The organism is Bradyrhizobium sp. 1200_D9_N1_1, assembly GCF_052075915.1.
GTDB classification, from domain to species: Bacteria; Pseudomonadota; Alphaproteobacteria; order Rhizobiales; family Xanthobacteraceae; genus Bradyrhizobium; species Bradyrhizobium diazoefficiens.
Window position 1 is genome coordinate 8,255,710 of record NZ_CP197226.1, and the last position, 11,903, is coordinate 8,267,612.

The window sequence follows — 11,903 nt, forward strand, 5'->3', positions numbered from 1 at the left end:
GTTCTTCTAGAGCATCTCAGAATAGTTCTTCGGCCCGAAGAAGGGCATCAGAACGCGAAGGATCGAATCCATGCCGCCCCCGAGGTTGTTAAGACCGGTCCATAAACGGCTTGATTGAGTCAGAAAAGTAGCCGACGGTCAACGGATAAGGTGATGGCCGAAGGGAGGAAACACCCTCCCTCGGACGCTTCCCGAGTCGAGTAAGCTCGCGTCTTTGGATCGCCAGTCGTGTGGGGCACGCCGGCTTTTCGGAAGCGACTTGCTCGGCCCAGTTATCCAGCGACGCGTCGGCCTTGCGGAAAAGGGCCGCGCGAACCGGATCATGCAGCATGATCTGCTTCAGCGCCCGGCCAGCTATCGAATCCTTGAACTGAAGTTGATGACCAAGGAAGTTCCTTCGATGGAGGCCGAATTCGTGGTTCAGAAGGCGCACGTCGTCGGAGTGAAGGTATCCTAGAAACATACGTGGCTCGCGCGCGGTGTCGTGACAAACGGCCCAGCCCCGCGGGCCTGAAATCATGCCGCGACGCTGCCAGCCATCTTCGGCGTAGCAGAGACACGGCAGGGCGAATGCCTCGCGATGAGGTCAACACTGGACTCGCGACCGCTCGAGTTCTGCATCTGCAGCACCACGCGTCCGGTCTCGACCATGGCGCGAAACGCGACGCCGGCGACTTCCTGTTCATGGAACACGAACGTCGATGCTGGCTGCTTCATGTCGTCCTCGATGGCGATTGGATGGGAGGTGCAGGCGTTGCAGACGCGACGAAGCTGATTAGACCCCCTCACTTTTTCGGACCCCATTCGGCAGGCTGATCAGGGAGTTCTGAGATCGAGTCGATTCGAAAACGAAATCGAGTCGTTTTCAAAGTGTTCGCACATATTTGTGTGAGGCCACTTTGAAAACGACTCGGCTATCCCGTTGATATTCCTGGAGCTCGCGTTTTGAGAACGACTCGATTGCGACTTTAAGAACGACTCGATGACCCGACTTCCGCTTCAAGACCGATTCGATTGTACATCTAGTTGATATTGAAATCCTTTTTTGCACCCCTTTTACTCCCAGACCGTACGGTAGGGTCGCAGTCTGGAACAAACGGGATCAGCTAAAGGCCGGATCCCGCCGTTCGTAGCTTGCGCCGGGCTTAGTCGTCCGTTAAGAAGCCGGATTGATCGAGGCTGGCCGGGCGAGCGTGCGCCATAGCTGGGCCAGGAACAGGCACAAGAGATATCTCAGCCAGGCGAGGATGCGGCGGAAGTTGTGTCCGACGGCTGAGAGGACGACGTTGGCGGCATCGCCGGCGCGGCCTTTGAGGTAGCAGCGCCCGAGGTGGCCTTCCGCCTTCAGGTGTCCGATGATGGGCTCGATGGCGGAGCGGCGGCGCAGCTCGCGCTTGATGACACCGAAAACGCCGCGCTTCTGGCCGGAGATGAAGACGCGACGGGGATTTTGTGCGTCGTGGCCGCGGTATCCCTTGTCGACATAGGCCCGCTCGATCGGACAGCCGGTGAGTGTCTCGGTGCGGTCAATGACGTCCCGCAAGGTGTGACCGTCGTAGGGGTTGTCGGGCAGTGCGCTGGCGTGCAGCACGAACAGGCCACCGGGAGCCCGGCGGTTGTTGGTGACGATGGAGGCCTTCACGCCGAACTCGTAAGGCGCGCTGGCCTTGCCCTTGCCGATGCACTCCACTTCCGGGGCATGGAAGGAATAGAGCTTCCAGCCGCGCTGGCGCTGCTGCTGCGAGCGGATCTGCGTGGCCCGGCCGAGCGGGAGGGCGAACGCCTGCTCCAGTGCTGGCTGGCCTTCGATCTTGCGGCGGATGTCGCGGATGATCCGGCCCAGCCGGCTACGCAGGATACGCAACTGCCGCTGATGCCGCCTGAACTGTTTGGCATGGGCGTAGCGGCCGGCCATCATCGCGGCGGCCTTGGCGATGCGAGCATAGGATTGCCGCAGCCTGACGCCGTGCCTGATCGCCAGGCGGTTGAGCCCCTTGATGGCCGCATGCAGCAGCTTGGCATCGGTCGGAAAGGTGATGGCCTTCGGCTGCACCGTGGTGTCGACCGTAACCCGCTTGAGGTCCTGGCTGCGTAATGCACCGGCCTCGTGCGCTACCCGCAAGCTCTCGGCCAGCAGCAACTCCAGCTTGTCGCCAAGCCGCTTGCGCCAATGGCTCAGGTCCGAGCGCTCGTGCGGGAACGTGTGCTGAAAGAACTCTTCCCCGGTGAAGAACTGGAAGTATGGGTCATGGACCCAGCGCTCGCACACCTCCTCATCGGACAGCCCGTAAATGTGCTTGAGCAACAGCAGACCGATCATGAAGCGCGTCTCGATCCCGGGCCTGCCGTTCTCGCTGTAGAGCGGCGCGATCTCGCCGTCGATCCAGTCCCAATCGACCTTGCCGGCGAGCAGAACCAGCTCGTGCTTCATATTGATGATCTGGTCGAGCCGAGCCCGGAACAGATCGTTCGATCCCGTCGTCTTGTGCTTCTTCGGCCGCATCGTTCCCTCCGATGCAGACAAGGAATCATGCTTCCCGCTTCGAGGGAATCCACGAAAACCAAATCGCAAGGTTCTGACGCCCAAAGCATCAAAACCTTGCAATCTGGAAATGCCCCTTAGCCCAAATCGAGATTCCCGATCAGTGGCTTAGTCCTTCTTCACGGACGACGGCTTAGTCATCACTACCCATGCGATCCGCGCAATCTTTGCCGCCAAGGCGACGGTGACCTTGTTAGTGTGCATGCGTGCCTGAAGTCCATCAAGCCAGGCGCCAAGGTGATATCGCGAGCGATCAAGATGTGTCACGCAGGAGCGGGCGCCGTGGATGATCATCCGGCGCAGATATCGGTTGCCGCGCTTGCTTATCCCCAGGAGCTTCGTTTTGCCTCCCGTAGAGTATTCTCTAGGAACAAGACCCAGCCAAGCTGCCATATCGCGGGCCTTTTTGAACTGTGGGGCAGATCCAGCTGCTGCCAAAAGCGCTGTCGCCGCGAGTGGCCCAATGCCCGGGATAGTCATTAATCGACGTGCAGTATCGCTTTGAGAGGCAATCGCCTCAATCTCGCGGTTGACTTCAGCAATCCGCAGCTCCAGCTGCCGCAGCTCGTCGAATGTAGATGCAAGAATGCGACGCATGGCCGACGTTAGATCATTCGATTCATCTGCCAAAACCCTCGGCAGATCTGCCTTGAACTTGCCGGCGCCCTGGTGAATAGCGATCCCATATTCAAGGCAAAAAGCGCGCATCTGATTTATGAGGCACGTCCGTTGCGAAATCATCCTATCGCGAACACGATGCAGCGCTTGCAGGTCAATGTGTTCGGGCGACCGTATTTCGACGAAGCGCATTGTTGGTCGCGTCACTGCTTCCGCGATCGCTGCGGCATCGATGATGTCACTTTTGTTGGACTTTACATAAGGCTTGACGAATTGAGCCGGAATAATGCGGACGGTATGCCCCATCGCGGCGATCTTGCGTGCCAACCATTGCGAGCTGGCCTTCCAATTGTAGATCGTCGCTTCGGAGACCCCGTGCTTGCGAGCTAGGTCGGCCGTCTTCGCCCCGGCCTCATGCGCCTTCGACACTGCGATAATCTGCTCTTCCGTGAACCTTGCTCGCTTCATCTGTCCGTCCTTCTTCGGGGCGGACTCTGAATCCTTCTGGAGGAAATGCTCAGTGGCAGGTCACGCCAACGAAAAGAAGCGTTGGTTGCGCAGCCGCGCCAAAATCCATCGCTGCGCGACTTGCACCGCAACTTCGACCTTTGCCTTATCTTTTGGGCGCCGCGGCCGGGCTGCGAGATGGCCGTGCCGTAATGGCTTGCCATCTCGGCATAGGTTCGGTTGAGGCCGGGATCGTGGCGGTCGGGATGTGAGCGGCAAGCCAAGGCCGTCAGTCAGCGTGGCTCATTGGCATAGCGCAGCTCACCTTACCGCCCGCGCGGACTTCACTTCGAAGTCACGGACCAGTTGTTGAAATTGAAGTTCTTTCCCCCCGGGGACGAGGTAATCTCGACGCCGTATTGGACGCTACCGACGTTTATGTCGCCAAAGTACCCCTTCGACTTGATCCACTGCAGGATACTCTTGATGTCCACTGTCCCGCTGTTGGTCTTCGAAGTGCGCAGCAATGAGATGACCTTGTGACCATCGGAGCCTTCGCCTTCAAACACGTTCCAAGTCGCCCCGCCTACATTGACATTGCTGTAGACCGGAATCGCCGCACCGGAAGGGGCATAATGATATGAAATGGGCTTAACGTTGCCGCTCCCGTCCGAGTTTCCGGTGTAGTTTGTCCAGAGCATTATCTCATGTCGGTCTGAGCTGTCCCAGATATCGTAGGCGACATCCCAGGCGCCGCCAGTGGGAACTTCCTGATTGAAGCTCGAGCTCAGAGTGTTGATTGAGCTGAGCGGTTTCCCGATATTGAAAGCCACGTGCGGATAGCTCTTGATGCCAGGAGTATTGGGCTGGTTCGACCACACGCTCCACCGGTTGGCTGCACTCACCGAAATCGTCTGAGGCCCAGGGTGCGGGCCCCATACGTCGTTGTTCCAAGAGTAGCCATCGCGTGAAAAGCTTCCGTATGGAGCGCTCGAACGCCAAATCGGCGTCTGTGCCGACACAGGCCCGGCAGATGATAATGACCGGGCTTCATTCGCGGCCTGCCTAAATAGATCATGATCCTCCTGTGTCCGGACGTAACCCGTTGGAGACCCTTGCGCGCCGGCACCGCTTATCCGATTGGAATCCATAAAGCTCTCCTTTCTGATAACAAAATCTCCTGCAGATCCACTAGCGGGCCCCCTAGTTCAGCATGGGCGGCATCGGCATCTAGAGACCGGGCTTGAATGCTAGGAAGGTTGGCTTTCGAGAAGCTGACGAGCTCGGGAAGAAGGGTGGACCCGCGCCCGGATTTGCCGTCTTTCGGATGACAGCAGCCTGGCTGAGACAGTGGCAACGATTGTCCGTCGTCAGACAATTTGAGACTGATCAGGCTTTTCGAGAAGGGAGGCTCTGGCTCATCAGGGGGCATCGTCAACTTAATCGACCGCCGAGCCGAAGGAGGCGATTCTCAGAGGTCGAGAGTCGGCGATAGCGCTTGTCATGGAGATCTCGCGCCAAGTCGCAAAGGCTCGCTCGCGCGAAGCACGACGGAAGTCGGCGGTGGCGGCTCCGGGATAGGGGATGTGGAAAAGGTTCGCGACCTGATCGTGAACGGACAGAAACCGTTGAGCCTGACGGGACGATTTGAAGCGCGTCATGATCCGCTCGCGTCGCCGCGTCGGCTGATGAGAATTCTCGGCCCGATTGTTGAGAGCTTTGTGCTGGCGATGTTCGACGTGTAAGCCCATCTTCGCCCTCGCAGCGCCGTACGAACGCAGCTTATCCGTGATCATAACGCGCGGCGGCGTGCCGGCGGATTTCAAGAGCTTCTTCATGAGCCGCTGCGCAACGCGCGAGTTTCTTCGGCGCTGGATCAAGACGTCAGGAACGAAGCCACTCTGGTCGACAGCGCGCCAGAGCCAATGTTGTTCGCCCGCGATCGAGATAACGACTTCGTCCAGATGCCATTTGTCACCGCGAGGGGGAGTGCGCTGGCGGATCCGATCGGAGAACGGCTTGCCGAATTTCCGTCCCCACTGGCGCACGGTTTCATAGGTCACGCCAATGCCACGCGCCGCCAGCATTTCCTCGACCATCCGCAAGCTTAAGGGAAGCCGGAAATATAACCAAACGGGATAACTGATCACTTCCGGTGCGATGGCGGCGATAAAGAGGGTCCCGGGCGGTCTGCCGGTCGTCTACCCCTCCGCCGCTCCAATTCGTTAATTTGACGGTACCGTTCAATGGACTGTCCCTGTCGAAGGTTGCGGCCGATCTTGCGGCGCACGCCGTCAACGGCTGGCCGCCGGAGGTCATCAACGATTTCGGCAATCTCGGCTTTGTCCGACCTGCTGGCATCGTGTTTCTCAGCAACTTATTCGCATGGATGAGCGCTCATCAAACCAAAATCACGCTCACCAACCTCATTGGCAAACGCCGTCAGGTTTCTGGACGACTCCCTGTTCTTCGAGCAGCATTGCGGCGCAAAGTTTCGCCCGGATGCCTCACCACGGTCGACAACGCGACCACTGATGAGGATCGCTCATCAGCGATTGCCATGGCTGGCTGGAACACAACCTTGCTCCTTGGCTGGCTGCGCGCCTGTCGATCTCTCCCGCGAGCGGCGTGTACAACCGGCCGGTAGCCGCCATGCCCATCTGATCGCGGGCATCTGGACCGGGTTCAAGGGCGACCGGGGCACCAAGTCCAAGCCGGCCCCCGGCCCTCACCTCGTTTATGGCTTCCTGACGACCGATGAGGAGCGCGACGTATGGATGCGCGCGCCGCGGGATGAAGCAAAGGCACTGCAGCGGCCGTTGCCGGATGATGCGCTGAAGATCCTGATGCGCGGCGCGGATAAGGAAGATCAGCCAACAGCAGGGTAGCGATGCTTTAGCGCCGCAATCGGTATGGTGTTATGGGGACAAGAGGTCTGATGTTGTTCAAATCGCCAACAACGGCCGTGCTCATCATCAGCGCACGCCGATGGCCGAAGCGTTGCATTTCTGCAGGGCGCGGCGTTCGGCATTGCTGCGAACTGCCCGAAACTTCATCTGTATACGAAAGCAATCGCTCAATCGAAAAACGGTATCCGAGGAGTTCGCCAAGGCAACGCAAAGGAATTTGCAGAGGGCGCGTTTCTGTTCCACGAATTGCTAACTGGCGGAAAAGGAGACGAATGTGATGGCGGCCCGTGCACCTGCGATAACGTATGCGGCCTTCGCCCCGGTACATGCTACTTCGTGATTGAACCGTCGGAGGTAAAGCCCTGAGTCCGCAATGCTTTAAGGCAGCACCTTGACGAGATTGGCCCGCTTGCGTGCAGCCAGCTCGACAGCAGCATCGCGCGCCGCTTTGAATGTCATCACTTCCGCTGGCGCGTGCTCATGATCCTTCTCGATCATGGATGAAGCCGCCAAGGAAGCTCGATCTTAGTCAGCTTTTCGCAAGCTGCTCCTGCTAGCATGAAGAGGATAGGTCATCTAGGCGACGCCGCTATCCGGGTGTTACGACATGAACGCAGACGCAGCCGATATCAATGCAACAGCGTCGCAGGTTGGCGCCCCCTCCGACACCGCCGAGAACGGCGGCGATGACACGCGTGCAGCGCTACTGCGCCGAGCATTCGAAAAGGCTCTCGTTTCCGTCGCGACGCAAGTCATAAGCGATTCGCAGTCGGATATGGATGAGGCCATGAGCGAGCTTGATGATGGATGAGCCGATGGTCGGCGCCAGATAGCGATACGGCCGCCTGGTGATTGAATCGAAGACGTGCCAAGTGAGACTTGGCACACGCCAGCAGTTAGATGCGCATTCTATGATCTTTCAGGTCCGCTGCGAACTGCTCCGCGAATCCGAATGCACCTGGATCTTTTTGGCAGCGGGCTGCTGCGACGTCCCTTTGGCGTCCCCAACAGCAGACTTTGACGGAAATGGTGATGCTCAAAGCCATGGCGCCTCCGGCTTCGTGAGAGGATGATGGATGTTCTGGGAGCGCAAGGGTTCACGCCCGGCTTCGTAGGCTAAAGACAGGCAGGGCTCAACGCGAAACAGTGGCTTATGCTTCTGAGCCGAGGGTAGATCGCGCCGCCGAGGCCGTCCCCAATCCAATCTACGATCTTGGCCGGGATTTTCGCTGCGACGCCTGCATCTGCAGGACGTTGACGTGCAGACAGACCTGAGAGCACCGTTCCCGTGCAGCGCCTCCATCGCCGGCAACGCGCCGCAGCAATTCTAGCCGGGTAGCCGGGCCTGGAGGCCCTCCGCCCGTTTGTCGGCGCCAAGGCTGCGATTGCCAAGACAATCTGGCTGTTACCGTCGATCCTAAATCGATAGATCGCCAAGCTGCCCTTCTCGCGGCCGTTTGGCGAAAATGAAAGGCGGGCGCTAGCGCCCGCTTCCACGAGTTTCCGACATCCCCGGGATCAGGCCTCATGCCGGCTGTGCATCGCGACCGAAAATGCGCCGGAACATGGCCTCGCGCATCATCGTCTTGAAATCCGGCGGCGCATCCGGGTTCTCATTGTGGTTGATCACCGACTGCGTCACCTTGCGTCCGGAGTTGTCAACCCACCCCTGATTTGTCTCATGGATTGTCTGAGCTCCATCGGACGTCAGCTGATCAAGCGTTCGCCCAGCATTAGACTGCGTGACCTTCAGATTGTTTTTCCCATCCTTGTCGTCGCCGAGTCCCTCCACAACCATGGCATTGTCGCCGTTGGTGATGGTGAGCTTCGAGGAGATGGTTTTTCCGTTGCCATAATTGACCGTGTCCACCGTAATCTTCGTGCCGTCGTCGAGCTGGAAGGTCATACCTTTCTTGAAGTCGAAATCGTCCTTGCCGTCGCCATTAGCATCGACGTGAGGATCGCCGTGGATCCTCGAGACATGGCCGGTCTGGTTGTTCCTAACGGTCCAGGTGCCGTCCTTCTCATCGGCCGTGATCGTATACTTATCACCAAGGTTGATCGTCGCCTTGCCGTCCTTGACCTCGTGCGACCACACTGGCGCTGGCTGAGATGACGGCGCTGGCGTCTGAGCGACGGCAAACGGAACCATCGCAAGAGGCGGCGGTGGAGGAGGAACGAAGAACACGGGTGTTGCACTGGCAGGCGTTGCGCTTGCAGACTGGTAGTTGCCCGGCGCGCGACCCTGTTCGCCGGCATCGATACTCGCCTGATTCACCACGCCGCCGGCGCCATCGACCCAGCCTTGGCCGCTCTCATGGATCGTCTGGGCACCATCGGGTGTCAGCTCATCAAGAGTCATGCCAGCGTTGGACTGAGTCACCCTCAGATTGTTTTTGCCATCCTTGTCGTCGCCGAGCCCCTCCACAACCATCGCGTTGTGGCCGTTCGTAATGGTCAGCCTTGAGGAGATGGTCTCACCATTACCGTAGTCGACATTATTGACGGTAATCTTGGTCCCATCGTCGAGCTGGAAGGTCATATCTTTCTTGAAGTCGAAGTCATCCTTGCCGTCCCCGTTAGCGTCAACATGGGGATCGCCATGGATCTTCGTGACATGGCCGGTCTGGTTGTTGCGGACGGTCCAGGTGCCATCCTTCTCATTGGCTGTGATCGTATATTTGTCGCCGAGGTTGATCGTGGCCTTGCCATCCTTGACCTCATGCGTCCATACCGGATCGACGGAAGGCTCCGAACCCGAACTTTGCTGGCTCAACAGCATGAAAGGAGGAGGCGGAGCCATCATGTACACGGGAGCAGCCACGACTGGAGTGACGACCGCCGGAGCCACGACAGCGGTTGTGACGCCACCTGCAGGAACGACCACCGGAGCGACAACGACGGCAGCGCCTGCCGGCAGGTACTGGTAGGCACCCGGCGTGACATACTGTCCCAACAGTGTGCTGAAAGCTGGGCTGGCAACCACCCCCTCTGACCCCACCCCATTCACCGTCGAATCGAGTGCGCCGACCACGGGGAGACCGGCCACGGGAAGATACGCCATTTAGTTCACTCCTGATTGCATCGAAGAAAGCGGTAAAACTGCGAGCGTTATGCGCGCATCAACAGGAAGCATTTCAGGCCGCACCCTTGGCCCGATGGTGAGCGAATGAATGCCTCTCGCCACCAGCCCCGGCAGCCTCGATGAGCCCCCTCTCTCATCACCTTCGCAGCGGCTCGGCGCGAGCATATCGCGCCCATCGAACTCGCAGGGACTCTACCTGCAGCACCTGTCGAAAAGCTGACGACAATGAACCACCGACTGAGCATCGCAACCCTCGTAGCATCCGAGGGGTGCGGATCGCATGGTTGCTCGCGGCGGCCGGCCGTCACGACGGACCATCTCAGGCAACTATCGACGCCCGCCGATCACATGTGATACGTCGCTTCGTTAACATCGATCGACTGTCCGATGTCGGCTGCGCCGATCGGTCCTGTTGCATGCGAGATTCACGCCGCTTGCTCTTGATGCAACAATCATCGGGACCGAGAGGCATATCATTCTGTCGATAAGTGACGCGGTCGCCGCAATTCCGCCAGTCACTCCAGCGGATCTGGGAAGCAGCATTCCAACCGCTCCGGCCACGCCGCTATTGCCGCCAGCGGCGATCCGAAGATTCCGGACGCGATCTGTGGGGATACGGGCGATCACACCAACAGCCTCTACAGCATCAGCGCGCGGCCCTAACCAGGCTACCGCCCCACGCCATGAGTCTCCAAAGACTTCAGATTGGATGACTCAGCGCTGATCGACAAACGCCACAGCCAACCTGTTGGCCGATCGATCCAAGTGCGCGCCTGACCGCGCACGTAGGTCAGAATTTCGCTGCTAGCCTCACTAGCACTACTTTGGCAGATTGTTGATTTTGCCGCGTTTTATAGGATTCCCGAATCAATTTTTCAATGATTCATGGGTGGTCGGCTCTTGGAGGGCTGACCATGCCGGGATGGGAAGACGAACTCGAACGCTGGCTGATGCCGTTCTTGGACCGGCTGGGTCATAAGACCCGGCAGCGGATGTGTCCTCTGTATGTTGCGGGATTGATCGGTCCTGGCGATCGCAAGAGCGTTCAGCCGATGGCGGAACGCCTTGTCACGAGCAACTACGACCAGTTGCACCATTTCATTGCCGACGGTGTCTGGGACGCGACGCCGCTGGAGACAGAGCTGCTCAACCAGGCGGACCGACTCGTCGGCGGCAGGGATGCGGTGCTGGTTATTGATGACACCTCACTGCCGAAGAAGGGTGAGCGACCGGTCGGTGTTGCGGCGCAATACGCATCGGCTCTCGGTAAAACTGCAAATTGCCAAACGCTGGTGTCTTTAACGCTTGCGCGCGGCGAAGTGCCAGTGATGGTCGCGTTACGTCTCTTTCTGCCTGACAGCTGGACAAGCGACATGCCCCGTTTGAAGCGCGCTCGCGTGCCAATCGAACACCGAACGCCACGGTCCAAGCCGGAGATCGCTTTGGCCGAGATTGACCGCGCGATGGCAGCCAACATGCGCTTTGGATGTGTGCTGGCGGATGCAGGATACGGCCTCAGCGCACCGTTTCGACAAGGGCTAACAGAGCGCGGGCTGGCCTGGGCGGTCGGTATCCCTCGGCACCAGAAAGTGTATCCCGTCGATGTGAAGCTCATTTGGCCGATCACCAAAGTCCGTGGCAAACCACGAAAGCACCACGTGCCCGATATCTTATCGATTGCGGCAGAACAAATGCTGGCCAGCGCCAAATGGAAAACCGTGAGTTGGCGTAGCGGGACGAAAGGTCGGCTCAAAGCCCGATTTGCTGCCCTCCGTGTCCGCACCGCCGACGGCCCTCCGCAGCGGATATGGGATAAAGGTCAGCAGCATCTCCCAGGCGACGAAGTCTGGCTCATTGGCGAGCAACGTGCCTCCGGGGAGAGCAAATACTATCTCGCCAATCTTCCGGCGACGACGGATCTGCGCACGCTGGCCGCCACCATCAAGGCACGGTGGATTTGTGAGCAGGCGCATCAACAGTTGAAGGAGGAGCTTGGACTTGATCACTTCGAAGGGCGATCATGGCAAGGTCTTCATCGCCACGCCCTTATGACAATGATTGCCTACGCCTTCCTGCAACATCGTCGCCTCGCATACGCGGGGCGGAAAAAAAAGAATCAACGGGCCTCCGCCTCAACCAACCATGCCCGCCGTACGCCATGCCATCGTCGATCTCATCCTTCGGCCGCCGCCTCAGCAATGCCCATATTGCCGAAAGCAAATCCTTGAAAAACAGCGGCCAAAACACATTCTGTTCGCGGTAGGGACACCCATCACTGGGCGCCCCCCGCGCAGATCCCGGC

The 11,903-nt window shown here is 58.9% G+C and carries 8 protein-coding genes and 3 pseudogenes; 3 read left to right on the plus strand and 8 right to left on the minus strand.

Annotation, left to right across the window (positions count from 1 at the left end; genetic code table 11):
• Positions 1–88: 88 nt before the first annotated feature.
• The 7 genes and pseudogenes from AB5K84_RS39010 to AB5K84_RS39040 all read right to left on the minus strand — a co-directional run bounded on the left by AB5K84_RS39010 (position 89) and on the right by AB5K84_RS39040 (position 5,854).
• A complete protein-coding gene (locus AB5K84_RS39010; protein WP_183117476.1) occupies positions 89–463 on the minus strand; it encodes a hypothetical protein in 375 nt (124 codons plus the stop codon).
• A 53-nt stretch (positions 464–516) separates the two neighbouring features.
• On the minus strand, positions 517–717 hold the full coding sequence (locus tag AB5K84_RS39015) for a hypothetical protein (protein ID WP_035668701.1): 201 nt from the start codon (positions 715–717) through the stop codon (positions 517–519).
• Positions 718–1,156: 439 nt separating this feature from the next.
• Positions 1,157–2,503 (minus strand): IS5-like element ISBj5_B family transposase, encoded by a 1,347-nt coding sequence (locus AB5K84_RS39020; protein ID WP_011084757.1) that lies wholly within the window; start codon positions 2,501–2,503, stop codon positions 1,157–1,159.
• 147 nt (positions 2,504–2,650) lie between these two features.
• On the minus strand, positions 2,651–3,628 hold the full coding sequence (locus AB5K84_RS39025; RefSeq protein WP_441232745.1) for an IS110 family transposase: 978 nt from the start codon (positions 3,626–3,628) through the stop codon (positions 2,651–2,653).
• Between the two features lie 63 nt (positions 3,629–3,691).
• Positions 3,692–3,870: pseudogene (locus AB5K84_RS39030) on the minus strand (IS21 family transposase); the annotation flags it as partial.
• 81 nt (positions 3,871–3,951) lie between these two features.
• Positions 3,952–4,758 (minus strand): glycoside hydrolase family 12 protein, encoded by an 807-nt coding sequence (locus AB5K84_RS39035; RefSeq protein WP_011084471.1) that lies wholly within the window; start codon positions 4,756–4,758, stop codon positions 3,952–3,954.
• Positions 4,759–5,046: 288 nt separating this feature from the next.
• A pseudogene (locus AB5K84_RS39040) lies at positions 5,047–5,854 on the minus strand (IS6-like element ISBj7 family transposase).
• A 398-nt stretch (positions 5,855–6,252) separates the two neighbouring features.
• Here AB5K84_RS39040 and AB5K84_RS39045 point away from each other — a divergent pair.
• Both AB5K84_RS39045 and AB5K84_RS39050 read left to right on the plus strand, forming a co-directional pair.
• Positions 6,253–6,495: pseudogene (locus AB5K84_RS39045) on the plus strand (hypothetical protein); the annotation flags it as partial.
• A 628-nt stretch (positions 6,496–7,123) separates the two neighbouring features.
• Positions 7,124–7,327, plus strand: coding sequence for a hypothetical protein (locus AB5K84_RS39050; RefSeq protein ID WP_011084467.1), 204 nt, complete (start codon positions 7,124–7,126; stop codon positions 7,325–7,327).
• 714 nt (positions 7,328–8,041) lie between these two features.
• On the opposite strand, the gene AB5K84_RS39055 is transcribed toward AB5K84_RS39050, so the two are convergent.
• The gene (locus AB5K84_RS39055; protein ID WP_441232746.1) at positions 8,042–9,580 is read right to left on the minus strand and encodes a DUF1521 domain-containing protein; all 1,539 of its coding nucleotides are present in this window, start codon (positions 9,578–9,580) and stop codon (positions 8,042–8,044) included.
• Positions 9,581–10,479: 899 nt separating this feature from the next.
• Between AB5K84_RS39055 and AB5K84_RS39060 the strand changes: the two genes are divergently transcribed.
• Entirely contained in the window at positions 10,480–11,829 is a 1,350-nt protein-coding gene (locus AB5K84_RS39060) for an IS701-like element ISBj6 family transposase (RefSeq protein WP_011084462.1), read from the plus strand.
• Positions 11,830–11,903 lie beyond the last annotated feature (74 nt).

What these genes read in the sequence shown, in the direction of transcription:
- AB5K84_RS39010 (WP_183117476.1), bottom strand. Translation starts at nt 463, where the DNA reads ATGTTTCTAGGATACCTTCACTCCGACGACGTGCGCCTTCTGAACCAC.
- AB5K84_RS39015 (WP_035668701.1), bottom strand. Translation starts at nt 717, where the DNA reads ATGAAGCAGCCAGCATCGACGTTCGTGTTCCATGAACAGGAAGTCGCC.
- AB5K84_RS39020 (WP_011084757.1), bottom strand. Translation starts at nt 2,503, where the DNA reads ATGCGGCCGAAGAAGCACAAGACGACGGGATCGAACGATCTGTTCCGG.
- AB5K84_RS39025 (WP_441232745.1), bottom strand. Translation starts at nt 3,628, where the DNA reads ATGAAGCGAGCAAGGTTCACGGAAGAGCAGATTATCGCAGTGTCGAAG.
- AB5K84_RS39035 (WP_011084471.1), bottom strand. Translation starts at nt 4,758, where the DNA reads ATGGATTCCAATCGGATAAGCGGTGCCGGCGCGCAAGGGTCTCCAACG.
- AB5K84_RS39050 (WP_011084467.1), top strand. Translation starts at nt 7,124, where the DNA reads ATGAACGCAGACGCAGCCGATATCAATGCAACAGCGTCGCAGGTTGGC.
- AB5K84_RS39055 (WP_441232746.1), bottom strand. Translation starts at nt 9,580, where the DNA reads ATGGCGTATCTTCCCGTGGCCGGTCTCCCCGTGGTCGGCGCACTCGAT.
- AB5K84_RS39060 (WP_011084462.1), top strand. Translation starts at nt 10,480, where the DNA reads ATGATTCATGGGTGGTCGGCTCTTGGAGGGCTGACCATGCCGGGATGG.